The 24,732-nt window shown below is 36.9% G+C and carries 20 protein-coding genes and 1 pseudogene; 3 read left to right on the top strand and 18 right to left on the bottom strand.

Features of this window, described 5'->3' with window-relative positions; all coding sequences use genetic code 11:
* Window positions 1-52: 52 nt before the first annotated feature.
* Window positions 53-658 (bottom strand): alpha-ketoglutarate-dependent dioxygenase AlkB family protein, encoded by a 606-nt coding sequence (locus LF886_RS14005; protein WP_236850126.1) that lies wholly within the window; start codon window positions 656-658, stop codon window positions 53-55.
* 384 nt (window positions 659-1,042) lie between these two features.
* On the opposite strand from LF886_RS14005, the gene LF886_RS14010 reads away from it, so the two are divergent.
* Window positions 1,043-3,652, top strand: coding sequence for a TonB-dependent receptor (locus LF886_RS14010; RefSeq protein WP_236850127.1), 2,610 nt, complete (start codon window positions 1,043-1,045; stop codon window positions 3,650-3,652).
* An 86-nt stretch (window positions 3,653-3,738) separates the two neighbouring features.
* On the opposite strand, the gene LF886_RS14015 is transcribed toward LF886_RS14010, so the two are convergent.
* On the bottom strand, window positions 3,739-4,320 hold the full coding sequence (locus tag LF886_RS14015) for a YdeI/OmpD-associated family protein (RefSeq protein WP_236850128.1): 582 nt from the start codon (window positions 4,318-4,320) through the stop codon (window positions 3,739-3,741).
* 138 nt (window positions 4,321-4,458) lie between these two features.
* On the opposite strand from LF886_RS14015, the gene LF886_RS14020 reads away from it, so the two are divergent.
* Window positions 4,459-5,088 carry a hypothetical protein gene (locus LF886_RS14020; RefSeq protein WP_236850129.1) on the top strand — a complete coding sequence of 210 codons (630 nt, stop codon included), beginning with the start codon at window positions 4,459-4,461 and terminating at the stop codon, window positions 5,086-5,088.
* Window positions 5,089-5,141: 53 nt separating this feature from the next.
* On the opposite strand, the gene LF886_RS14025 is transcribed toward LF886_RS14020, so the two are convergent.
* The 13 genes and pseudogenes from LF886_RS14025 to LF886_RS14085 all read right to left on the bottom strand — a co-directional run bounded on the left by LF886_RS14025 (window position 5,142) and on the right by LF886_RS14085 (window position 18,310).
* Complete coding sequence (locus LF886_RS14025; protein ID WP_236850130.1) at window positions 5,142-5,402, bottom strand: MarR family winged helix-turn-helix transcriptional regulator; 261 nt, start codon at window positions 5,400-5,402, stop codon at window positions 5,142-5,144.
* Between the two features lie 56 nt (window positions 5,403-5,458).
* A complete protein-coding gene (locus tag LF886_RS14030) occupies window positions 5,459-5,620 on the bottom strand; it encodes a hypothetical protein (protein WP_236850131.1) in 162 nt (53 codons plus the stop codon).
* A gap of 2 nt (window positions 5,621-5,622) precedes the next feature.
* Window positions 5,623-6,111: a GNAT family N-acetyltransferase gene (locus LF886_RS14035; RefSeq protein ID WP_236850132.1), complete on the bottom strand. Its 489-nt coding sequence runs from the start codon at window positions 6,109-6,111 to the stop codon at window positions 5,623-5,625.
* Window positions 6,112-6,315: 204 nt separating this feature from the next.
* Window positions 6,316-7,730: pseudogene (locus LF886_RS14040) on the bottom strand (efflux transporter outer membrane subunit).
* A 102-nt stretch (window positions 7,731-7,832) separates the two neighbouring features.
* Complete coding sequence (locus tag LF886_RS14045) at window positions 7,833-10,970, bottom strand: efflux RND transporter permease subunit (RefSeq protein ID WP_236850133.1); 3,138 nt, start codon at window positions 10,968-10,970, stop codon at window positions 7,833-7,835.
* Entirely contained in the window at window positions 10,970-12,157 is a 1,188-nt protein-coding gene (locus LF886_RS14050) for an efflux RND transporter periplasmic adaptor subunit (protein ID WP_236850134.1), read from the bottom strand. Before LF886_RS14050 ends, LF886_RS14045 begins: the two co-directional genes overlap by 1 nt.
* A 1-nt stretch (window position 12,158) precedes the next feature.
* Entirely contained in the window at window positions 12,159-12,614 is a 456-nt protein-coding gene (locus tag LF886_RS14055; protein ID WP_065394571.1) for a transcriptional regulator, read from the bottom strand.
* 117 nt (window positions 12,615-12,731) lie between these two features.
* Window positions 12,732-13,244 (bottom strand): GNAT family N-acetyltransferase, encoded by a 513-nt coding sequence (locus LF886_RS14060; RefSeq protein WP_103233440.1) that lies wholly within the window; start codon window positions 13,242-13,244, stop codon window positions 12,732-12,734.
* 174 nt (window positions 13,245-13,418) lie between these two features.
* The gene (locus LF886_RS14065; RefSeq protein WP_103233441.1) at window positions 13,419-13,649 is read right to left on the bottom strand and encodes a DUF2007 domain-containing protein; all 231 of its coding nucleotides are present in this window, start codon (window positions 13,647-13,649) and stop codon (window positions 13,419-13,421) included.
* A gap of 62 nt (window positions 13,650-13,711) precedes the next feature.
* Window positions 13,712-15,037, bottom strand: coding sequence for an L-lysine 6-transaminase (lat, locus tag LF886_RS14070; RefSeq protein WP_236850135.1), 1,326 nt, complete (start codon window positions 15,035-15,037; stop codon window positions 13,712-13,714).
* Window positions 15,038-15,150: 113 nt separating this feature from the next.
* On the bottom strand, window positions 15,151-16,701 hold the full coding sequence (locus LF886_RS14075; protein ID WP_236850136.1) for an aldehyde dehydrogenase family protein: 1,551 nt from the start codon (window positions 16,699-16,701) through the stop codon (window positions 15,151-15,153).
* 475 nt (window positions 16,702-17,176) lie between these two features.
* On the bottom strand, window positions 17,177-17,365 hold the full coding sequence (locus tag LF886_RS14080) for an Arc family DNA binding domain-containing protein (RefSeq protein ID WP_103234566.1): 189 nt from the start codon (window positions 17,363-17,365) through the stop codon (window positions 17,177-17,179).
* Between the two features lie 78 nt (window positions 17,366-17,443).
* Entirely contained in the window at window positions 17,444-18,310 is an 867-nt protein-coding gene (locus LF886_RS14085; protein ID WP_236850137.1) for an SPFH domain-containing protein, read from the bottom strand.
* 234 nt (window positions 18,311-18,544) lie between these two features.
* Between LF886_RS14085 and LF886_RS14090 the strand changes: the two genes are divergently transcribed.
* On the top strand, window positions 18,545-19,318 hold the full coding sequence (locus LF886_RS14090) for a T9SS type A sorting domain-containing protein (RefSeq protein ID WP_236850138.1): 774 nt from the start codon (window positions 18,545-18,547) through the stop codon (window positions 19,316-19,318).
* A gap of 78 nt (window positions 19,319-19,396) precedes the next feature.
* Here the strand turns inward: LF886_RS14090 and ccsA are convergent, their stop codons facing one another.
* The 3 genes from ccsA to LF886_RS14105 form a co-directional block, all read right to left on the bottom strand.
* Window positions 19,397-22,741, bottom strand: a complete 3,345-nt coding sequence (gene ccsA, locus LF886_RS14095; protein WP_236850139.1) for a cytochrome c biogenesis protein CcsA — start codon at window positions 22,739-22,741, stop codon at window positions 19,397-19,399.
* Between the two features lie 289 nt (window positions 22,742-23,030).
* Window positions 23,031-23,612: a Crp/Fnr family transcriptional regulator gene (locus tag LF886_RS14100; RefSeq protein WP_236850140.1), complete on the bottom strand. Its 582-nt coding sequence runs from the start codon at window positions 23,610-23,612 to the stop codon at window positions 23,031-23,033.
* Between the two features lie 292 nt (window positions 23,613-23,904).
* On the bottom strand, window positions 23,905-24,546 hold the full coding sequence (locus LF886_RS14105) for a cysteine hydrolase family protein (RefSeq protein WP_236850141.1): 642 nt from the start codon (window positions 24,544-24,546) through the stop codon (window positions 23,905-23,907).
* Window positions 24,547-24,732 lie beyond the last annotated feature (186 nt).

Below are 24,732 nucleotides of genomic sequence, written 5' to 3' on the forward strand. Positions count from 1 at the left end.
ATGGAATGTCAAAGAAAAGTTTTAGCAAAAAGGATTTTCATCCAGAAATGAGTCAACGAAGCAGTCTAAATGTCAGATTGATACGCTCTTTCATAGAGGTCACAGATTTGGCAATCCGGTGTTCCCAGTTTTCCTGTAAATCTCCTTTCATAATCAATAATGAACCATGAGGAAGAGGCAGGCTGTATTTATTCTGATGATGATCTTTTTTCCGGAAATCAAAGTTTCTTGTCTGTCCCAAACTTACCGATGCAATCACCGGGCGGTTTCCATATCTGCTTTCCATGTCCCGATGCCAGGCAACAGAATCATTGTGATCCCGGTAAAGATTAAGCAATACAGAATTGAACTGATACCCAAAGGTTTGTTCTATTTTTTGTTTTAAGGAAAATAGTTCCGGTGTCCAGGAATGATTATCCACTTCACCATCACCCAAAGGATAAGCATTTTCTTTATCTCCATACCATGCTGTTAAACGTGGTGTCAAAACCATTTTGTCATACATTTTCTGGGTACGTTGTTTCCATGGAGCGGTTTCCAGCAGATGAGCCCTAAGCTGATCCGCTTCTTCCCTGCTCAAAAAATGCTCTCTATACTCCAGAAGGTCCTTTGGAAATTCATATAATTCTTCTGAATCGAACAAACTGAGCTGGGTCATATTTTTCTAATTTTTTAATACTTTACTATCTTCCAGTTGCTTCCTGAAAATCGTATGCTGTCTCAGAAAATAAAATTGATACAAATAATATCTACAAATATATTAAAATTGATACAAAATAAACCAAGCAATAAAACCTTTCAGGGAAAAAGTAAGCCATGATAAATTTCATAAGAGCTATATAATTATTTTATGTATTTAAACAGATTTCTTTTTTATAACAAATTGTAAACTAAAGATCTGAAATAATTAACACACTCAAAAAAATGAGTGGCAATAATCATTTCACGCGCTGTATGAAGTCACGTAATGAAGATTTAATACTTTATTAAAAAATAAATTTTCATCTTTGCAGCCTTAAAATCAAACACGCTAGTTTATTTCATGAGCATTACTTTTAAAAAGCGACTTTTTATAGCGCTTGTATTACCTACGGCCGCCATATATTATGGGCAGAGTACAAAGGATTCATTAGAAAAATCAAAATCTATTGATGAGGTTATGTTGGTAGGTAGAAACCTTTCCCAAACAGCCAAAGAGAGAAAAACTCCTGTTGCAGTTTCCAATATTAAGGCAGCTGAGATTCAGGAGAAGTTAGGAAATAGAGAATTTCCTGAGATTATGAAGTCTACCCCATCCGTATACGTTACCAAAGTAGGTGGAGGATTTGGAGACAGCAGAATCAACATGAGAGGCTTTGATGGTGCCAACATTGCGGTTATTATCAACGGACAGCCGGTTAACGACATGCAGGGAGGTACCGTATACTGGTCCAACTGGACGGGATTGGCAGATATTGCGAGCAATATTCAGATCCAGAGAGGTTTGGGTGCTTCTAAATTTGTAGTTCCTTCTGTAGGGGGAACCATCAATATTGTAACCAAAGCTACCGATTCTGAGCAAAAAGCAATGATTAAGGGAGAAGTTGGAAACGATAACTATTCCAGAATATCAGCAATGTACTCTTCCGGATTAAAGAACAAATGGGGAACCACGGTATTACTTTCCCGCTGGCAGGGTGATGGCTACATCAATGGAACAAAAGGAGAAGGTTATTCATGGTTTTTCTCAACAGGATTTAAGCCTAATGAAAAGCATGCGTTCAATTTAATTGCAACCGGAGCTCCCCAGGTACACGACACCAGAAGATCTTCAGCAACCGGAGCGAACGTAGCTACTCTACAGCAATTTGACACTTATGGAAGAAGATACAATCCACAAACAGGAATGTTAAATGGTTCTCAATTCAACCTGGCTCCTAACTTCTATCATAAGCCTATTGCATCCTTGAACTGGGACTGGACTATGAATGATAACCTGAAGTTATCTACAGTTCTTTATGGTTCGTGGGGACGTGGTGGCGGTGGTACCGGACTTAATGGTTCTATTAAAAACGGCAGCGGACAAACCATGAACTTCATGAATTATGGTGCTGGTGGAGATGGTACAATCAACTGGGATATGATTTACCGTTATAACAGAGGGGGTATGGTAACAGATTATAATGGAAATACCTTCCAGAAATCAACCTTTACTGCACCTGCGGGCTCTCCAGGTGATTACAACGGACAATATGTAGCGACTCTTAACGGAACCAATGGTATTGTGAGAAAGCAAAGTATTAATGCTCATGACTGGTATGGTGTAATTGCAGACCTTAATTACAAAAAAAATAACTGGACCTTTAACGGAGGTATCGATCTTAAAACTTATAAAGGAGCACTGTATGATATTGTGACGGATATGTTAGGATCTGATGCAGTATTTGTTCCTAATACAGCGAATGCTCCAAAAGGATATTATATTAACCAAACCGTAAAACCGGAACCGCTTACGAAGCTTAAAGATGCTCAGAAAGTATCTATACACAATGAAGGGCTGGTAAAATGGGCAGGTATCTATGGAATGGTTGAGTACAGCTCTGAAAAACTAAGTGCATCTATTCAGGGATCTCTTTCCGAACAATACTATAAGAGAATAGACTATATGCTGTACACTCCTGGAAACCAGGAAACAAAATGGTATCACAAAACGGGTTATATTGTAAAAGGGGGTGCCAACTATAATATAGATGACCACCATAACGTATTTTTCAATACTGGAGTTATTTCCAGACAGCCGTTATTTAACGCCTTGTTCCCGTCAAATCAGAATATTTACAACGATGCAAAGAATGAAAGAATCTTCTCTGTAGAGTTGGGATATGGTTTCAAATCTCGTTATGTAGATGTGAATATCAATGCGTACAGAACGCAATGGGATGACAGATTTATTTCAAGAACATTCAATGCTACTTCCGCAGATATTGCAAAGTTCCCTCAACTGAACCTTGGAAATGCTTATTTCTACAATGCTCTGAATGTTGGACAAGTACACCAGGGGATTGAATTGGAAGCAAAAGCAAGACCTTTTAGCAACCTTAAGCTTAGAGGAATGTTATCTTTAGGTAACTGGAAATACAAAGGAAACGCCAACTTCAACATCCTTGATGTTCAAAGCAATCAGGAAGTATCCGGAGCAACGGGAATGATCAATATCAAAGACCTGAAGGTTGGAGATGCTGCTCAAACAACCGCTAGCATCGGGGCTGATTATAATATTACGAAAGCTTTCAGTATTGATGCCAACTGGGAATATTATGACAAATTATATGCACAGTTCAACCCGATCAACTTCCTTACTGAAGCAGCAAGAGAAAAAGGAATTGTAAAATTGCCAAGCTATCATTTATTTGATGTGGGAGCTTCTTACAAGTTCACGATTGATGCGAAAAAATCTTTAACACTGAGAGCTAATGTGTACAACTTATTCAACAAATATTATGTTTCTGAATTAAGCTCTAACATCTTCGCTGGGGATAAAATTGCCAATGGTCCGGATGCCGGAAAAACGTATCAGGATGCAGGCAGAGTGTATCAGGGTATTGCTGATGGTAATACAGGATTTCTTGGTTTTGGAAGAACCTGGTCTGTTGCAGCAACTTTAAGATTCTAAGATCATATCATTTCAATAATGAATCAATTGAATAGGCTGTCCCAAAGTGGGACAGCCTATTTTTATATTGGTCAAAGGCCTGAAGCTTAAAAGTTTTTAGGTTTCTTATTCTGAGCTGCCTGTATTGCTATTTCATCAATGCGATTTTTCCTGGTTTCGGGTCTTTTGGCAAGTACAATCCATTGCAGCATCATTTTTTTTATTGATTTGCTCAAGCTTAAAAAGTATGCTTCTGAACCTTCATGAAGTTTAAATGTTTCATTCAGATCTTCCGGAATTATCAATTCTTCCACAGTATCTAAAATAGTCCAGGAACCATTTTCTTTTGCAATCCTGATCGTTTCAAGGCCTGCCTGAGTCATCAGCTTATTTTCAATCAGTCTTTCAACTTTCTCTTTGTTGATCTTTGACCATGTACTCTTGGGTTTTCGCCTGCTGAATAACTGCATAAAAGAACCTTCATCAATTGTTTTCCTCGTACTATCAATCCAGCCAAAACAAAGTGCTTCATCCACTAGTTCTGTCCAATAAACAACAGGTAAATTAGATTTTTTTGTATTGCATACAAGCCATATGGATTGCTCTACATGATGATTATTTTCTAACCATTCTCTCCATTCTGCTTTTGTATTGACATATACCGTTGACCTTTCTGAAGATGTTCCCATAGTATTGTGTTTTTAAACTTTCTAATCATGTAAATTTAAAAAAAATGAGTGACAACGGTTTGTCAGTATAAAAATCGAATTCTATGATAAATTAGACACGACAAAAAACTAAGAATTATTACCCTTTTTCAGTTAGATATGGATAAAGAAACAGTAGATTATATCATCAGGTATTTTAGTAAATTAATGAATGATCATGAAACGTTAGCACTGAAACATCAAATGTCTTCTGCCAAGAGTGATGAAAATCCTCAATTCAGAAAGATAATGATAGAAAAGAATTGGATAAGTTCCGATCCTGAAATCACCAATCTATTAGAAAATGGTAATGAGGTTTTTAAACAGAACATTGTAACTCGGATAATGGCTGAAACTCCTGAGAAAGTATTTTTCAACAATTGTCCGAAATGTGATAAACTAGCCCGTACTCCTTATGCCAGACAATGCAGATATTGTGGCTATAACTGGCATCATCTAGTAGTTGCTCAATTTAAACTCAACAATACTTTTCAAATTACAGGAAGACAATTTTTCCTAATAGGAGAAATTATAGAAGGTGAAATCAAAGAAGGGCAACGAATAGATTTGAGAATACTGGGACTTAATAAGAAACCCAAAATTGAATCCATTGAATTGGCTCTTAAACGTCAGGATGGAAAAGCATCAGAGGATATTGCACTTGGAACCAATGAACTCACGGAGGAGGACAAACAATATTTAAAAAGCATAAATTCTTTCAGAGAATTACTTGATATAGTTATTGAATAAAAAGAGCTATGTCCTATCAGTACAGCTCTTTTCAATACAATAAATAATTTATTTTATTTCGAATTCTTAACCTGCAGCGCTCTCTGATAAAAAGACTGGCTGGCTATTTTCTCTTCCGCTTCATCAATGGCCATCAGCAGATTGTTTGTATTATCGGTAATATCTCCCAAAATCTGTGACATCAGCTCCCAAACGGGTTTCATTTTATCGATGAGTTCCTGACCTTTTGGAGTCAGCTTAAACAATCTCTTGCGCTCGTCCTGCTTATCTTTTTCCCACTGTATCAACTCCAGTTTTTCGAGTTCTTTGAGCAAGGTTATTGTGGAGGGATGGGTGTATCCAATCTCATTGGCTATTTCGACAACGCTGGCTATTTCTTTTTATAGATGGTAAAAATGACCGGAAACCATTTCAGTTCAAAATCAATTCCGAATGCTTTATAGATCAAGGCTCCGTCTTTCCTCAATTGCTCACTGAGGCGGTGCAGTCTGGTGGATATCGCAAGAATTCCTGCTTCGTTGATCACATTCATGTTTAGTCAATATGTAGATGGTAAAAAATATCGTCGGCACTCATTAAAGGGAATTTCACAGGAAGATTTCCTTTTTCAATCTTCACAAACTGATTCCGTTCGTAGAAACGCTGAGCTGCTTTCAATACATTTATGGTTCCTAAATACAGATCATCAATTCCATTTTCTTTGCAAAAAGAAATTAAAACTTCTAATAATTCCTGAGCAATATTCAGTTCTTTCCCTCTGAATTCTTTTTTAACAAACATTTTTCTGATCGCTCCTGCCCTTTCATCAAACTTAACCAATGCAATAGAACCCACCAGTTCTCCTTCTACAAAGGCTCCCCAAAAGTTACCTCCGGCCTCCGTATAGAAACTTTCTATCTGCAAAAGATCAGGCTGATCCTGTATCGTAATCGGAATATTAAACTCCTTCTGCTGAATAGTCAAAATCAAGTCAATCGCTTGCTCTGAATATGAATTTCCTATGGTTTGTATCTCCAATTTCATAGTGCTTATATTTTAAAGTACAAAACTACGTAGTTGAATACATATATACAAACAGTTTTTACTTTTTAAAGAATTTTAACATAAATATTTAAAATTGAATTGAACTTTCTGATCTGGATGACGACTTAGTTTTATCTACTTAGAAAATAAAAAAAAACGTATGCCGTTTCTGACATACGTTTTCATTATCTAACAAAAATAGTGTTATTTCCAGCCTCCGCCTAAAGCCTGATAAAGCTCTACAGCTGCTTTCATTTTACTATATCGTGCATTGGAAATATTAAGTTCCGCGTTCAATGAATTCACATTTGCATTCAATACTTCAAGGTAGTTTGCCATACCATAGTTCACCAATTCCTGGGAATAGTCAACAGATTTTTGTAGGCATTCAATTCTTTTTGTTTTAATTCAATAAATGAATCCTGTACAGAAAATACTCTGATTGCATCTGAAACTTCTTTTCCAGCAGTAAGCACTGTTTTTCTGAAGTTTAAATAAGCCGTTTCCTGATTTGCAAGACTTACATCATAGTTGGTTTTGATCTGTCTTTTATTTAAAATCGGCTGTGCCAACCCTGCTACTACATTCGCGAACAATGAGTTTACACTGAATAAGTGATCAATATCCACAGACTGAAGTCCTCCGCTTCCTGTCAATTTTAAAGTAGGATAAAATTGAGCTTTGGCAGCATTCGTCAATTCGAAAGTATTCATTAAGTTATATTCCGCTCTCATCACATCCGGACGGTTAGCCAAAAGCTGAGCAGGATAACCCAATTTCAAATCGATCGGAATATTTTGCCCTTCCAGGGTAGATCTTTCAATAGAGTGAGAAGGTTCTCCCATCAAAAGACTCATGGTATTTTCAAGCTGCTGGATCTGTGTATCAATATCAATCAGTAATGATTTGGCATTGAAGACAAGAGCCTCGCTCTGCTGTACTGCTACTTCTGTTACGGTTCCTGAAATTTTCAGAGCTTTGGTAGTCTCTAAGTTTTTCTCACGTACCGCAATAGTTTCTGTAATAATTTTCTTCTGGGCATCAAAAGTCAGCAATTGATAATAAGCAGAAGCGATGGAAGATACCAGGCTGCTTTTTACTGCTTTATGAGCGGCAACAGTTCCTAAATACGTTGCTAATTGTGCTTTCTCCTGTGCTTTTAATTTCCCCCAGATATCTGCTTCCCATCCGATAGTTCCTGTAATGTCAAACTGGTTCACATAACGTCTTTCCCCAATGATCTGTCCAAACTGAGTATTGATTGACTGCGTTTGAAAAGTATAGTTGGGTCCGATAGAAAGTGTCGGCTGATAAGCAGCTTTGCTTTGTTTAAGATACGCCTCTGCAGAATTAATGCTTTCTAAAGCGATCCTGATATCAAGGTTGTTTGCCAGTGCTTTAGAAATATGCCCCTGCAATATTGGATCTGTGAATATTTCTTTCCATGAAATATCTGCGATACTGGCACTGTCAGAAGGAAGCATATCCGTACGGAAAAGCTTTTCGTCTACAACGTTTTTCGGTCTTTCATACTCTTTTCTTGCCATACATGATGATACGGCTCCGAGTATGAAAACTGAAAAAGTGATTCCTTTTATGATGTTTAATAAACTCTTCATTATTTAAAATTAGAAATTAGATGTTAGAGGCTAGAAGCTAGATTTGATTTTAGACTAATTTCTAATATCCAGCTTCTAACTTCTCTAATTAATTTTATTCTGCTAAATTGATCTCTTCTTTTTGATAGGTTTAATTTTTTCCTGCAATGTTTCAAAGATGACATACAGAACCGGAATGACAAATAATCCCAAAATAGTTCCTATCAATAGTCCGATTGCCGCACCCGTTGCAATAGATCTGTTACCTACCGCACCAATTCCACTTGCCAGAACTAGCGGCAGTAAACCGAAGATAAAGGCAAACGATGTCATTAGAATCGGTCTCACCCTGGCTTTAGCTGCATTGATGGCTGACATTACAATCGTTTCACCATGATGTCTTCTCTGAACAGCAAATTCGACAATAAGGATCGCATTTTTCGCCAGTAGTCCTACAAGCATGATCAGTGCAATCTGGAAATAAATATTATTTTCCAAGCCCATAATCTTCTGTCCGAAGTACGCTCCCATTACCCCAAGAGGAAGAGAAATAACAACAATCAATGGAAGAATATAACTTTCATATTGTGCAGAAAGGATAAAGTAAACGAAGATCAAACTTAGCCCGAAAATAAGAAGCGTCTGAGATCCTGAGTTTAATTCTTCTCTCGTCAACCCGGTAAATTCTACTGCGTAATTTTGATTCAGGGTTTCACTAGCCACCTGCTGTACAGCAGTAATGGCATCCCCGGAACTATATCCATCAGAGTTTGCTCCTGTTACCTTTACTGAAGTAAACAGGTTATAACGGCTTACAGATTGTGGCCCGTATGCTTTAGTAAGGGTTACAAACTGGGAGATCGGAGACATGACACCTGAACCGGTTTTTACATACAATTCATTCAGGTTATCAATACTTTTTCTGTTATCAGGAAGTGCCTGAACCATTACTCTGAACTGCTTTCCGTATTTTGTAAAGTCAGCAGTATAAATCCCTCCAATATACCCCTGCATGGTAGCAAGGATATCACTAACGGAAACTCCAAGTTGCTTTGCTAACGGAACATTGATATACATCTGATACTGAGGATATTTTGTATTAAATGAAGTCTGAGCAAATTGAATCTCCGGTCTCTGCATCAGCTTACCGATGAATTCATTGGTTTTATTATCCAGGTCAGCATAGTCTCCACCTGATTTATCAAGCAATACCATTTCAAAACCTGCACTGTTACCAAATCCTGGTACACTTGGTGGTTGGAAGAATACTACTTTGGCGTCAGGAACGGCTCCTACAATTCCAAATAGTTTTTTGGTAATATCTTCAGAAGTCTGGCCATCTTTTTTTCTTTCTTCGAAAGGTTTTAGTTTAACAAAGGCAAGACCGTTGTTACTTCCGTTTCCGGATAAGAATCCTCTACCGGTAGAAATCGTTACATTCTGTACTCCAGGAACCTTCATTGCTTTGGCCTGAAGTGTTTTCAAGGCGTTGTAAGTTCTTTCCATAGAAGCTCCCGGAGGAAGCTGAACATCTGTAAAGATAATCCCTCTGTCTTCTGTAGGTACAAACCCTTTCTTCATACTGCTGCTTGCCCAGAATAAGATCCCTCCGGTAACAGCGAAGATAACCAGGGTTACCCATTTATGTCTTAGCAGGAATACAAATCCTCTTCCGTAACGCTCGGTCGTTGTTTTAAAAGCAATATTAAACTTATAGAAAAACTTCTGCAGCAGGTTTAGGTTCTTGTATTCTGTATGATGCTCTGCGTGAGGTTTCAGGAATAATGAACATAAAACCGGGCTCAGCGTTAATGCGTTAATAGCAGAAATGATGATGGCTATGATCAGCGTAATCCCAAACTGTTGGTAGAATACCCCTGTAGGACCTGTAATAAACGTTACAGGGATAAATACGGCTGCCATTACCAAAGTAATAGAAATAATAGCCCCTGTAATCTCATCCATGGCTTCTACCGTTGCCTTTTTAGCATCAGAAATACCGTGCTCCATCTTCGCATGAACGGCCTCGACGACGACAATGGCGTCATCCACCACAATACCGATGGCGAGTACCAATGCAAACAAAGTCAATAGGTTCAATGAGTATCCGAAAAGATTCAGGAAGAAGAATGCCCCTACAATAGATACCGGAACCGCAATGGCCGGAATCAGGGTAGATCTGAAGTCCTGAAGGAAAATATACACTACAATAAATACAAGAATGAAGGCTTCGATCAGGGTATGTACTACCTTTTCAATAGAAGCTTCCAGGAATTCGTTTGTATCAAAGTTAAAAGTATACTTAACGCCTTTAGGGAAAGTGCTTTCTGCAGATTTCAGATACGTTTTTATATTTTTAATAATCTCCTGTGCGTTAGAACCCGGTGTCTGGAAGATCCCCATACTGATGGAAGGATTATTTCCGTTCTCCCCGATTCCTGTATAAGACTGCCCTGCCAGTTCTACTTTAGCAACGTCTTTCAGCATCAGGTTTTGTCCGTTTGCAAGAGATTTGATGATGATATTATCGTACTGCTCTTTATCGTTGAATTTACCTACATATTTGATGATATATTCAAAAGAACTTCCGCTGTTCTGGCCAATAGAACCCGCTGCAGCTTCTCTACTCTGCTCATTGATCGCATTGGTAACATCCGTAGGAGTTACACTGTAGGCAGCCATTTTTGCCGGATCCAGCCATATTCTCATGGAGTAGTTTTTACCTCCGAAAACGTTGGCATCCCCTACACCATTTACCCTTTTCAGGTTTGGAATAATATTGATATTCAAAAAGTTCTGAAGGTATACGTCATCAAGATCTTTATTTTCGGAATAGAAAGACATATACATCAGGGCACTTGTCTGCTGCTTTTGAGTTACAACCCCTGAACGCGTCACTTCGGACGGCAGCAAAGGTGTCGCTCTGGCCACACGGTTTTGTACGTTTACCGCGGCAATATCCGGGTCTATTCCTTGTTTAAAGAAAACCTGGATCTGGGCAGAACCATCATTTCCCGCAGAGGAAGTGATATAATCCATTCCTTCCACCCCGTTGATCTGTTCTTCCAAAGGTACTACCACACTCTTCATCACCGTTTCCGCATTGGCTCCTGTATAGTTTGCAGAAACACTTACCGTGGGCGGTGCAATGTCCGGATACTGTGTAACCGGTAACGAGATCAGCCCTAGCACACCGAGAATCACAATCAAGATTGAGATTACGGTAGATAAAACCGGTCTGTTAATAAAGTTTTTTATCATTAGAATTTCGGTTTTATTGATTGAACAAGACTATCCATTTTGATTGGTTTTGGCTTCACAGCTGTTCCCGGTTTCAAACCTCCGATACCTGCTGCAACAACTGTTTCCCCTTTATTAACTCCTGATTTTATAAGAGCCAAATTGTCGATTCTGTCAATAACATTTACCACAACGTTTCTCGCAGTATCTCCTTTTTCTACTTTATATACGTACACAATACCTTGTTGTTCGTACGTAGCACTTTCAGGAACGACAAGAACATTATCATAGCGCTGAGGGAATCTGATGGTTCCACTGTTACCATTGCTTAATAATTTTTGAGCATTGGAAAACACAACTCTGAACTGAATAGTCCCTGTTGTAGGATCAATCTGACCGGTAATGGCTTCAATTTTCCCTTTTTCAGGATAAAGACTTCCGTTTGCTAACTGCAGCTCTACCATGGGTAGGTTTTTGATTTTCTCAGGCATAGAAGATCCGGGAGCTTTTTCAAGGAAATCAAAATATTCTTTTTCATTCATTGCAAAGTAGGCAAAGATCTCAGAAGTATCAGAAATTGTTGTCAGAGCGGTCTGATCAGACGGTCCAACTAAACTTCCTACTTTTAACGGAAGTCTTCCGATTACCCCTGAAATAGGAGCACGAATAACAGAGTATTCGATATTGGCTTCTACCCCTTTATAATTGGCTTCTGCCTGTCTTTTGGCAGCATTGGCCTGTTGTAACTGAGCTTGGGCCTGAGCCAGCTGAGCCTGGGCTGTCTGTAACTGTACGTTGCTGATGATATTTTTCTGAACCAGAGGTTTTAGTTTGTTCACTTCAACCTGAGCGGCATTTACCGAAGCCTGAGCTGCTGCAATACTGGATTCAGCAGCGCCAATTCCTGCTTTGGAAGCAGCGGCGTTTTCGTTCAGAATATTAGTTTCCAGACGGAACAATGGCTGTCCCTTTGTAACATATTGTCCTTCATCTACCAATACCTGGGTAATGTACCCCTGTATTTTTGCACGTACATCATTGTTTACTCTACCTTGGATGGTAGCCGGAAACGTCTGATAACCCACTATATTTTTTGACTCCACAGAAACAACAGGGTACGGCTTGGCACCATCTTGTTTGGGAGCTTCTTTTTTGCAGGCAGTCAGTGAAAGCGCTGCAATGGAAAGTATAACTAGCTTATTATTCATTTTATAGTTTATTAAGAGATTCCTGAATATTTTCTATGTTTTTATTTAAGAGTGCTTTGTAAACTTCTATTCTTTCATTGTATCCATCATCTTTACTTTTTTTAAAATTGTTTAAATCATCTAATAGTTTTAATTCGTCCTGCATCTTTTGGACAATTTTTTCGAATCGTATTTTCTTGTATTCATCATTGATGAAAAAATATCGTTTCCGCTCATCCATTTTATTGTGGTCTACGATAAGCTGTGCATTTAACAGTAATGAAATACTTGTAGAAACAGAGCTTTTGCTCGCAGAGAGCACTTCAACAAATTCGTCAAAAGTAATTCCTACTTTCTCATAGTCAAAAAGAAGGTAGGAATAAATTTTCGATGCTAAAGGGGGTAAGCTAAACACGGTGCCATAGAACTTTACGGCATCCTGAAAAATTTTCTCATCAATTTCTATACTTTGGTGCATAATATAAAAATTTTTAACAAATGTAAAAATTAGTTCAGAACCAAACGAACAAACCTGATAGAGTTTATAAATACACCCCGGTTTAAAAATTCAATGAAAGATGATTTAACTTTTTGCTTAAATTATAATCTTCTCAAAGGCCTTTCTCATTCCGTCTTTTAAAAGAACCTCTCCACAATAGGAATAGCCTCTGCCTTCAAGGATTTTCAACATAGCAAGATTGTCATGATTGGTATCTACCTTAATACTCTGAATTCCATGGGACTTGGTAAATTCTTCAATCTGATCAAAAAGTTTTTTTACCATCCCTTGTCCTGCAAATTTTTCGTCAACAGCTACTCTGTGTACTACTACAAATTCACCATCACTCAGCCATGCTCCTTCAATGGTACTGTAAGCCGGCTCATCATTCAGAATCAAAGCAGCATATACTGCAATTTCTCCATCTACTGTCATCACATAAGCGAATCCTTTGGCAATATCACTCTCTACTGTTCCAAGATTAGGATATCCGTTCTGCCATTGGGTACTTCCATCCTGTCTTCTTCTTTCTATGGATTGCTGGATAATTTCCCAAATACTGTTTCTTTCTTCAATTTCCGCTTGTCTTAGTTTAATCTCTGGATTCATTTTGTCATATTTGATTAAAAAATGAGATGGCTTAAAGAATTAAAAATCTAGAATGACAGCTAGTTATTTATTCTTTAAAACCCTCTTCTATAATAGTTTATAATTAAAAAACCGAAAATTAATAAGAAATTAATTTTCGGTTCGAAGTAGTAAAATTTAAAATTATGAAATTGTTTATTGATTCTCACTTTGTTGAAGGTAAGCATCAATAATATCAAATGCTTTTGTTTCATCTTCCAAATCTACCATTACCTTTAGCGAAGTTGCTGTAGGCGTTGTAGTAAACGTAAGATAGTTATTTTCAACGGTATTTGTAATTTCAGCATCATCCAATTTAGACTTAACCAATTGAATTTCTGAAGGGTTATCACTTACATAAACCGATACTCTCGTACTTCTTTCCATATCCTAATTGTTTGAGTATCTAAATATATGATAATTTTTTTAAAATTACAAATCCTCGAGGTTTAAATTTTATTAATATTGTTTTCAATTTTGTCTAAAGCAAGCTGGATTTCTTCCTTTGTAACATTCAAATGAGGTCTGAAACGAAGAGACTGATCTCCGCATGGAAGAATGATCAATCCATCGTTGAAAAGCTCGCTCATCAGATGGTTTCTTTGTTCTGCAGTTGGCAGATCAATCGCACACATCAAGCCTCTTCCTCTTGCGTTTGAAATTTTTTCAGGATACTTTTCAGCAAAACCTTTTAAGCTTTCTAATAAGAAGTTTCCAACTATTCTTGCATTTTCTACAAGGTTTTCTTTTTCGATAACTTCCATTACCAATTGGAAACGAAGCATGTCTATAAAGTTTCCTCCGAAGGTAGAATTGATTCTTGAACTTTCTCTGAAAACGTTATTCGGAACTTCGTCAAACTTTTCTTTATTGGCTAATACACCGCAAACCTGAGCTTTTTTCCCGAAAGAAATGATATCCGGTTTTGCTGTAAAATGCTGGAATGCCCACATTTTCCCTGTAATAGCAATCCCTGTCTGAACTTCATCAAAAATAAGTAAGATTTCGTTGTTATCACAGATTTTTCTTAATCCTAATAAGAATTCATCTCTGAAATGATTGTCACCTCCTTCTGCCTGAATAGGTTCTATGATGATACAAGCCACTTTATTGGGGTTCATCAGAATAGCCTCTTCAATCTGAAGCAAAGCAAGGTTTTCATTTTTGATCGTTTCTTCCAGGTTTTCTTCTGTAATCGGGAATTTTAATTTTGGATTTAAAATTCTCGGCCAGTTGAACATTGGGAAATATTGGTACTTTCTCGGGTCAGAAGTATTGGTTAAGCTCAATGTATAACCGCTTCTTCCGTGGAAAGCCTGTTTGAAGTGAATGCAGATTCCTGCTTCTGTATCTAGTCCTTTTGCAAAGTTTTTACGGGTCTTCCAGTCGAAGCATGCCTTCATTGCATTTTCAACGCCCAGACTTCCGCCTTCGATAAAGAAAGCATATTGTAATTCTTCAGGAATAACCACTCTCTCGAATACTTCAAGGAAATGAGCATATTCTTCTGAGTACACGTCAGCCAAAGTCGGCTTGTTCACAGCCATTCTTCCCAACCACTCTGATCTTTCCAAAAGATAAGGGTGATTGTATCCGATAGACGCTGATGCAAACATGGAGAACATATCCAGATATTCTCTGTCTGTCAATTTATCATAAAGCCATGATCCGTGTGATTTTTCAATATCCATCACAAAATCGAAACCGTCTGCCAATACATGTTTTCCTACTGTTTCTTTTACTTTATTTGCTTTTATATCTAATGTTTGTTCCATAATAAATTGTTGTGTGATTTAATAAGTGAATGATTAAATGATCCAAAGAATGAATCATTTAATCACTCAGGTTATTAAGTTTTTTTGTTTTTTGAGTTCTTTAAGTAAAGCTTTTATAAATCAAACTTAATCCCTTGTGCCAAAGGAAGATGTGCAGTGTAATTTATAGTGTTGGTTTGTCTTCTCATATAGTACTTCCAAGCGTCAGAACCTGACTCTCTTCCGCCTCCGGTTTCTTTTTCTCCCCCGAAAGCACCACCGATTTCCGCACCGGAAGTTCCGATGTTTACGTTGGCAATACCACAGTCTGAACCTGCCTGAGAAAGGAACAATTCTGCCTCTCTTAAGTTCTGAGTCATGATAGCAGAAGACAATCCCTGAGGAACATCATTCTGAATGGCAATAGCTTCTTCTAATGTTTTGTATTTGATAAGATATAAGATCGGTGCAAAGGTTTCATGCTGAACAATCTCATAAGAGTTTTTCACTTCTGCAACACAAGGTTTCACGTAGCATCCTGATTCGTAATCTTTTCCGGTTAAAACTCCGCCTTCAACAGCGAATTTCCCTCCCTCTTTTTTACATTTCTTGATCGCTTCTTCGTATTGGTTTACAGCATCAGTGTCAATAAGTGGTCCTACATGGTTGTTTTCATCCAACGGATTTCCTATTTTAAGCTGGCCATAAGCTTTTGTCAGTCTTGTTTTTACTTCGTTGTATACGCTTTCGTGGATGATCAGTCTTCTTGTTGAAGTACATCTCTGTCCTGCAGTTCCTACCGCTCCGAAAACAGCTCCGATGATAGACATGTCAATATCGGCTTCTTTCGTAATGATAATAGCGTTGTTTCCTCCTAATTCAAGAATAGATTTTCCGAATCTTTCTGCTACTTTAGAAGAAACCATTCTTCCTACTCTTGTAGATCCTGTGAAAGATACCAATGCTACTCTTTTATCGTCTACTAATTTCTGTCCGATTTCGTGGTCTGATACCAATACACTTGAAAGTCCTTCAGGAAGGTTATTCTCCTTTAAAACTTCAATCATTATATTCTGGCATGCAATGGCACAAAGTGGTGTTTTTTCAGATGGTTTCCAGATGGTAACGTTACCACAGATCCATGCTAATGCTGTATTCCAAGACCATACGGCTACAGGGAAGTTGAATGCAGTGATGATTCCTACAACTCCTAGCGGATGGTATTGCTCATACATTCTGTGTCCTGGTCTTTCAGAGTGCATAGTGTACCCCTGAAGCTGCCTTGAAAGTCCTACAGCGAAATCGCAGATATCGATCATTTCCTGAACTTCTCCAAGTCCTTCCTGTAATGATTTACCCATTTCGTAAGAAACAAGTTTACCAAGATCGTCTTTGTATTCTCTTAATTTTAAGCCCAGCTGTCTTATGATCTCTCCTCTTTTGGGAGCCGGGATCAGTCTGAATTCCTGAAATGCTTTTTGAGCAGTTTCAATTACTTTGTCATAATCACTTTCTCCGGAAGTTTTTACTTTAGCGATCAACTTTCCGTCCACAGGAGAAATGCTTTCTATCACCTTTCCTGAAGCGAAATATTTTCCGCCTGTTGAGGTACCTTTATTTTCTTCTTTAATACCTAAATTTTTCAGCGTTTTTTCGATTCCGAAATCCTTTACTTTTTTTGACATAAAATCTTACTTTTCGTTCTCTCTAAAGATAAAAATATTATGCGAACCTCAAAACTTTAATTTTTAATGTGTTTTTTATTTGGACTAATTATAAACATGTTTATCTTTGCAGGGTAATCATTTTGACAATCACCGATGGAAAATTCACAAGAAAACAACTCAAAGTTTAAAAAGTGGTTCAAGCGTGTAGGATGGGCGGGATTTGCTTTCTTTACCATTAAAGGCTTGATTTGGCTCGTCATATTCTACTTTGGAGCAGACACGCTTCAGAGTTGTATAAAATAAAAAAGCAGAGAAATTTTCTCTGCTTTCTTTTTTTGTAAAAGGTTTGCCGAATTGTCATTTTTTTATTGAAACGTTAAAAAAACAGCCCTTTTTTGTATTTTCTGTAATTAAAAAAAGGAATGAAATACCAAGTTCTAATTGATCATCACCCGAAAAGATCATTTATTATCTTAAACTGACCGTTTTAAAACTAATCATTCTTCTTTCTCCCTGCATGGATCAGGCTCTGATGCAACAGGTATTCTATCTGTCCATTCACACTTCTGAATTCATCGCCTGCCCACTTTTCAAGAAGTTTATAAGTAGACTCATCTATCCTTATGACAAAGGATTTTTTACCTTTATTTTCCGAAGTGTTCTGAGCTTTTTCTGATTTCATTGTTCTTGTTTTTAATGCAAGATTTATTTTCCAGGTTTATAAGTTCAATCATTAACCTGAAAATTTTAATTATTATTCTTAGTTATACAGCGTTCCCGCATTTAGGATGGGGGTTGCTGCTTTTTCACCACATAAAACCACCATTAGGTTGCTTACCATGGCTGCTTTTCTTTCATCATCAAGTTCAACGATATTACCTTCGGAAAGCTTTTTCAAGGCAAGATCTACCATTCCTACAGCTCCTTCCACAATTTTGGTTCTTGCTGCAACAATAGCTGTAGCCTGCTGTCTTTGAAGCATTGCTCCTGCAATTTCCGAAGCATAGGCCAAGTGAGAAATTCTTGCCTCCTGAATTATAATTCCTGCTTTTGAAAGACGGTCTGTAAGTTCCTGTTCCAAAATAGAATTAATCTTATCTCCACCTTCTCGTAAAGTGATCGGTGCATGATCGTCTTCCAGGTTATCATAAGGAAAGCTCATGGCCAAATGACGAACTGCCGCTTCACTCTGCATTTTTACAAAGTCAGAATAGCGTTCTACATCAAAAGCTGCCTTATAGGTATCTCCTACTTTCCATACCATTACTACTGCAATTTCGATAGGGTTTCCCATTTTATCATTTACCTTCAGGGTTTGTCCTTGTAAGTTCTCGGAACGTAAAGACATTTTCTGTGACGAGTACAAAGGATTGATAAAAAACAGTCCGTTTTCTTTTACCGAACCTACATATTTCCCAAAGAAGTTCAATACTCTTGAGTGATTAGGCTGAATGATCATTAATCCTTTCAGAAAAAAGCACGAAGTAAGAAAGCAAAGCATAGCGATAACCACATAGGCAATACTTTGATCTACTCCACTAACAAAGAAGTAAACTGCTGCCACAAACAAAGCAAGACAGATGACCAGTGTAATGTAACCTGACATAGGTTTTAATGTTTTTTCCATAATTGAATTTTATTTTGATATTATTTTGATATCATAAAGATAGCAATGAATTTTGAATTATGTGGTATTAATTATATTTTTTTTGTGAGGTTCGGGATAAGGGTAAGTAGTATTGAAATAAAAACTGTTTCAAGCTTTTGAGTTAAAAAGAAAATACAATAATTAAGCTACGGGAAGCCATAAGGAAGTTATCGAGCTACAAAATACTTTTGTGAAAATTTAAATTTAAAAACTATGAAAAAATTCATGTTATGCGCTGCAATGACCATTACAGGATTGATGTTTGGACAAATCACACTTGATAAAAATTTTGTTTCTGAAAATCTGCAAGTTTACACCAATGCCGATGAAACATTTTATTATTCAGTAGGACATACGATAAATGAGGTAAAAATTTATAAAGCAGATTACTCTATCTACAAACAGTTTACTCCAATTGTACCAAGCGGATATAGCATGTTTATAGATCAATACAATAACAATTTCATATTATCTAAAAATATTTTTAACACTGATAATAAATTGGAAATCATTATAACATTTGAAAAATACAATCCTGCCACCTCGGAAAGAGAATACATTATAAAAATTTACAATGAAGACGGAAATACAATACATGAATTTGGTCCAAATTATAAGTTCACTGATGAATATGACATCAATATTTATCACGACAATACCACTAATATCAATAAGCTAAGATTATTCAACCAAAATACAAATTCAACTGAAATTTATAGTTTGCCAACAACCTTACTTTCCGCAAAAGAAGTTCAGTCAAAAGCAAAACTTTCTGCTTTTCCAAACCCTACGAATAAGATTTTAAATATAATAAATCCGGGGAAAGGGTCAACTGCAGTAGAAATTTATGAGAGTACAGGAAAAAGGGTTTTAACTCAACATTTCAATGTATCAGACAGCAAAATCTCAATCAATGTTGAAAACTTACCTGTTGGAACGTACTTTTATCAGATAGGTGAAATGCGTTCTAAATTTATTAAGAACTAACCCCTTATTGATTTCCATATTCACAAAAAAATCCCGGAAAATGAATTCCGGGATTTTGCTTTTTATATGTTTGAAGTTTTATTTCTTCGTTAAAGTTTTAAACTTGAAATAAGATACTGCTGATAGCGTAATCATTGTTGCGATTCCGATATATACCCAAGCTGGTACTGGTACCGGATCTCCTGCTGCATAAGAGTGAAGTCCGCTCAGGTAGTAATTTACTCCAAAATAAGTCATTACCATTGAGCAGAACGCAAACATTGTTGCTACGTGGAATGCCCATCTGCTTCTCAATCCAGGTACTAATCTCATGTGCAATACAAATGCATACACCATGATGGAAATGAAAGCCCAAGTTTCTTTCGGGTCCCAGCTCCAGTATCTTCCCCAAGATTCGTTTGCCCAGATTCCTCCTAAGAAGTTTCCTACCGTTAATGCAAACAATCCGATTGTTAATGACATTTCAGAAACGACAACCAATTCTTTTAATGTTGTATCGTGGTGAATTTTATATGTTTCTTTATTGGATATAATATAGAATACCAATGAGATTACAGCAATGATCATCGACAGTGCAAAGAATCCATAACTGGAAGTAATAATGGCTACGTGAACAATCAACCAATAAGATTTCAATACCGGAACAAGCGGTGTGATCTGCGGATCAAGAGCAGAACCTCCGTGTGCAAATCCCATCATGATTACAGCCACCATAAATCCGGAAGCAGGAATCAGAGCATTGACACCAGCTCCTCCTTTATTGTTCAATAAATTCCCAACTGCCAAAGCTGCTCTCTGCCCCAAATTAGGTTTTGTAAATCTAAAATAGAACGACAAACCAGCTGTAATACCTACCCATGAAATAAAGATGATCGCTTCATATCCGTTACTCCAAGGAGCGTGTCCCGAGATATACCATCTTGCTACAAGACCTAAGAAATGACAGATGTATCCTACTAATCCAACATAAATAGTCACTTTGATAGCCTTGCTTAATACTTTATTTGGCTTGAATAATTCAACAAACCCTAGAACTAAAAGAAGACCTCCAATGATGGTATAGAAAATCAATAATTTAAAGTTAATATCCGCTTTATTCATGAAAACCTCAAGATCAACTTTAGATTTTGTAGGAACTACTGCTTTCCCCCATTTCTGCTGATACTCTGAAAGCTTTATCAATTCTTCATCTGCTTTGCTCCAGTTTCCTGATTTCTGAGCAGTAAGTGCTTGTGCAAAGTAAGGTCCCATTACCTGCTGAGATTCCATATCCGGTTCGAATTTCTGATCTAACCATGAATGCCATGTATGATTGGCATCATTTTTCACAGGAACAATTCTCATAAACTGACCGCTAAAGAACTCATTGAAGATCTGTACTCTTTCGTTTACAGCAATAACTTCTTTATCATAATTGGTCTGATCAGCCGGTTTCTTACGGAAAGCCGTATTGTAATCATGATCTAAAATATAGGTTAGATTACCATTGGCATCTGCCGGGAAAAGGTTCATCAGTGAAGTATAACCATCTTCATCTGCCTTTGTTTTATTTTTCAGTTCGTCACCACCTTTAGGTCCCACCTTGATTATTGGAACCATTGTCCAGCTTGGAGTGTCTGTATTGATAGAGAGGAACCATTGGTTAGCAGTAAGCGACTTTCCGTCTGTTCCTTTGAATTCGTCTTTTTTATATAGTTTTCTTAAAACATCTAATGCTACTGTATTAATAGGAACAATTCTTCCTTCAAAACTTTGCACCAAAAGGTAACCGAATTTATCCGCATGTTCCTTAGTGATTCTGTTTCTCGCAATGATTTCATCCGGAGAGATAGATCTCATTTTACCCATTGGGGTTGCTAATGAGTTATTCTTTGGAGCAGCACCATCAAGCGGTTGGGCAGATGGAGCCGGTGCATGAGAATGATTGTCTCCTTCTACATGGATATGTTCTCTGCTTCCGTCAGTAGTACCATGGGTTTCGATTTTCTGTGCATTTAAACCTAAGCTTAAAAGAATCAATAATACTGCAGCTGCTTTTTTCTTACTAGCATCTACAAGCATTTTATTTAATTTCCAGAAGTGTGTTCCTTTCCAGAAGAAAATAACAAACATTCCTAAGAATAAAAGACCATATCCGATGTAAGAAATCAAAGTTCCCCAGAAATCATGATTTACAGAAAGTACAGTTCCCATTCTGTCCGGGTCAAAACTTGACTGGAAGAAACGGTATCCTTTATGATTAAGAACGTGGTTCATATAGATTTTATAAGGAGTTTCTTTACCTTCATCAATGATTTTAATGTGGCTTTCATAAGCACTTGGAGATGAACTTCCCGGATAAGTTTCCATAACGAAATCATCCAGTTTCAATGCGAAAGGTGTATTGTATACTTTAGGTCCGAAGCCTACCATGATGTTTAAACCATCCATAGTAACCTGTTTGTAAACATTTGGATTTCCTCTTTCAACAGAAAGATCTACCAATCGTTTTGTTTTTGGTCCCTGAAGCTCAATCTGAAGCATATCCGGAACACTAGCATCTTTCTTTCTGTCGCCTTCAATAGCGATCAGTCTTCCTTTTTTAAGACCTTCAGGAACTACAAGTTTTAATTCGTTGATGGTATATAAACTTCTTAATGCTAACGGCTGGAATTCATTTTTAATGGTAGTTCCGGTAGCCTGAGTAGCCATGGTCATATAGTTGGCATCTACAGGAGTTTTGATGAACAATTTCCCGCCTTCATTTTTGAATTCAACAGCTCCTTCAATAGCTCTGTTGAATGTCACCAAAGTTCCGTTGATCGACTTTGTCTCTCCCGGTTTGATGTAAATGTTTTGTCTTCCGGTACTTCCGGTAGAAACCAAATGAAGATACTCTGCACCGTTTGGCTCAGCTACAAGGCTGTCTTTTTTTCTTTGAATGTATTCCTTAGCAAATACTTTCACTTCTTTTCCGTGGAAGTCATAAGTTGCATTGAAATCTTTGTGCAATGGTGACATCAGATAAGGAACATCCTGATAGTTAAGAACATCTCCTTTTTCTTCGACCTGGATTTTAAAGAAATTTTTATCCGTTACGATTTCGTTGGAGGTCTCACCTTCCCTGATGTGCATTTGCCCTTCAAAACTGATGTATCTTGTGATAGCACCACCGATGAAAATAAAAATAAAGGCAAGGTGGAAAACAAGAACCGGCCATTTTTCCTTTTTCCACAGTCTGTATCTTCCGATATTTCCTATGAAGTTAAGAATGAGCACGACCATAATCAGTTCGAACCATTTGGCCTCATAAATTAATGCTTTTGCTGTAGGAGTTCCGTAGTCGTTTTCTAAGAACGTTGCATAAGCCATCGCAAATGCGTACACCAGCAACAATACAGCCATTGTTCTGGTTGAGATAAGAATATCTTGGAGCTTCTTCATGATTTATTGTACTTGACATGCAAAAATAAGCATGATAAACCATAACAAGCTTAAAAAAAGCTGTTTTTTGTCACTTTGGCCTCAGTTTTGCTTATTTTGAAACATTCTTAATAAGCCTGAAAACATTAAGAAAAATTCAATTTCAAAAATCTAAAGAATCCAGATTTATAATACCTATCCCGCTGATTGAATTCTTCTATATCGCAACACCTTTAAGTAATTGTAAAAACACTAATAGACAAATAATTAAAGCGCTTTGTACTATTAAAAAACGAAATAAAAATGTAAATTATTTCCCCAAGTATATTTTTTTCCTGATTTTACTTAAAAATTCATGGGTAATTCCCAAATAGGAAGCCACCTGTTGCTGAGTCAGTCTTTGTTCTAATCCTGGATATTTTTCAAGGAATTCCAAATATCGTTTATCAGCCGTTTTGCCCGTTAATGAAAGAATTCTTCTTTGAAGTGCTACCGAAGATTTTTGGTTCATAATTCTGAAAAGCTTTTCTATCTGAGGCATTGTTTCGTACAAGATATCTTTATCTTTTTTTGAAATCATCAATACTTCACTATCCTCAAGAGCTTCAATATTTAATATAGAAGGAACATGATTGATCAAACTGTCTATATCTGTAATCCACCATCCCTCCACTGCAAAATATAATGTCTGCTCAAATCCGGTTTCGTTCAGGTAATAAATTTTAAAACACCCATTCAAAACAAAACCTTCAAAAAGGCAATAGTCTCCTTCTTTGAGAACCACATCTTTCTTTTTAAACGTTTTGGGTTCAAAAGGTTTTACAAAGCGGTTGAAATCTTCATCTGACAGATTTATATATTGACTGATATTTTTATAAAGTAAATCGGACATTGTTTTATTTAAGCAAAATAAAGGTATCAAAATTATTGACACCTTTACGTACTAAGTTGTGTTAAGTTATTTTCGTACTTGAGCAATACAACCTCAATTTTTTGTTGGGTAAACGCAAAGGCGCAAAGACTTATTATACATTATACTTATCTTTAGACGCAAGAAAATCGAAGATTTTCAGCAAGCTGAACTGTTTTTAAATTTTATCGGAGATAAAATCCTTGCGTCTTATAAAGCACTTTTTAATATCATTTTGCGCCCTTGCGTATCCAAAACATGCTCACTTTTAAATCTACTTACTTAAAAACTCATTTGTATTTGTTATACCAGCATAAAGATTTCCTAGAGCAGAAATACCTGCCAAAAAAGATCTTTGAATCTCCGCTGCTTTCACCACTTCCCCATTAAGCTCCCTGTTTCTGGTTGCTGTAGCATCTCCAATAATTGTATTATGAAAACCGAAATCGAAAGCCGCTCTGGTAGTTGCTTCTACACAAACATCGGTCATCATTCCTGTAATCACAAGGTTTTTGATTTTATTTGATTCTAGATAGTTCAAAAGATCAGTTTCTCTAAAGCTGTTGGGAAAATGTTTGGTAATTATTTTCTCATTCTCTCTTGGTGAAACTAAACGGTTAATTTTAGCTCCATCCGTATTCGGAAGAAAAAAAGTGGCGCCGTCATTCGTAGAAATATGTTGAATATGAATAACAGGAAGATTATTTTCCCTGAAATATTCTAAAACCTTCTTACTATTTTCTCCAGCCTGCTCCGCTTTTTCCAATGTCATTTTTCCTCCCTGGAAATAATCATTTTGTACGTCGATAATTAATAATGCGGTGTTTTCCATTTTTTGTTTTTGTTGTGCGTTCATTGTAATCAGTGAAATAAATACCAGACCTAAGGCCAGAATTGTTTTGAGTCTATTTTTCATATGTGAAATTTTATGAGACAAAATTACATAGGCTCCGGATCTTAACCTTTGAACTAGTTCAAAAACACAGCTAACCTTCTATAATATCAACTGTATTCTCAAATATTATTATTTTTTTATCCCTGCAGATTTAAATCAGAAATTTTATTATCTTTTTAAAACAAAACAAAAAACAACTAGTTAATA

Source organism: Chryseobacterium sp. MEBOG07 (assembly GCF_021869745.1).
Classification (GTDB): domain Bacteria; phylum Bacteroidota; class Bacteroidia; order Flavobacteriales; family Weeksellaceae; genus Chryseobacterium; species Chryseobacterium viscerum.

Coding starts and splice junctions, on each gene's coding strand:
- LF886_RS14005 (WP_236850126.1), bottom strand. CDS start 658: ATGACCCAGCTCAGTTTGTTCGATTCAGAAGAATTATATGAATTTCCA.
- LF886_RS14010 (WP_236850127.1), top strand. CDS start 1,043: ATGAGCATTACTTTTAAAAAGCGACTTTTTATAGCGCTTGTATTACCT.
- LF886_RS14015 (WP_236850128.1), bottom strand. CDS start 4,320: ATGGGAACATCTTCAGAAAGGTCAACGGTATATGTCAATACAAAAGCA.
- LF886_RS14020 (WP_236850129.1), top strand. CDS start 4,459: ATGGATAAAGAAACAGTAGATTATATCATCAGGTATTTTAGTAAATTA.
- LF886_RS14030 (WP_236850131.1), bottom strand. CDS start 5,620: ATGAATGTGATCAACGAAGCAGGAATTCTTGCGATATCCACCAGACTG.
- LF886_RS14035 (WP_236850132.1), bottom strand. CDS start 6,111: ATGAAATTGGAGATACAAACCATAGGAAATTCATATTCAGAGCAAGCG.
- LF886_RS14045 (WP_236850133.1), bottom strand. CDS start 10,970: ATGATAAAAAACTTTATTAACAGACCGGTTTTATCTACCGTAATCTCA.
- LF886_RS14050 (WP_236850134.1), bottom strand. CDS start 12,157: ATGAATAATAAGCTAGTTATACTTTCCATTGCAGCGCTTTCACTGACT.
- LF886_RS14055 (WP_065394571.1), bottom strand. CDS start 12,614: ATGCACCAAAGTATAGAAATTGATGAGAAAATTTTTCAGGATGCCGTA.
- LF886_RS14060 (WP_103233440.1), bottom strand. CDS start 13,244: ATGAATCCAGAGATTAAACTAAGACAAGCGGAAATTGAAGAAAGAAAC.
- LF886_RS14065 (WP_103233441.1), bottom strand. CDS start 13,649: ATGGAAAGAAGTACGAGAGTATCGGTTTATGTAAGTGATAACCCTTCA.
- lat (WP_236850135.1), bottom strand. CDS start 15,037: ATGGAACAAACATTAGATATAAAAGCAAATAAAGTAAAAGAAACAGTA.
- LF886_RS14075 (WP_236850136.1), bottom strand. CDS start 16,701: ATGTCAAAAAAAGTAAAGGATTTCGGAATCGAAAAAACGCTGAAAAAT.
- LF886_RS14080 (WP_103234566.1), bottom strand. CDS start 17,365: ATGAAATCAGAAAAAGCTCAGAACACTTCGGAAAATAAAGGTAAAAAA.
- LF886_RS14085 (WP_236850137.1), bottom strand. CDS start 18,310: ATGGAAAAAACATTAAAACCTATGTCAGGTTACATTACACTGGTCATC.
- LF886_RS14090 (WP_236850138.1), top strand. CDS start 18,545: ATGAAAAAATTCATGTTATGCGCTGCAATGACCATTACAGGATTGATG.
- ccsA (WP_236850139.1), bottom strand. CDS start 22,741: ATGAAGAAGCTCCAAGATATTCTTATCTCAACCAGAACAATGGCTGTA.
- LF886_RS14100 (WP_236850140.1), bottom strand. CDS start 23,612: ATGTCCGATTTACTTTATAAAAATATCAGTCAATATATAAATCTGTCA.
- LF886_RS14105 (WP_236850141.1), bottom strand. CDS start 24,546: ATGAAAAATAGACTCAAAACAATTCTGGCCTTAGGTCTGGTATTTATT.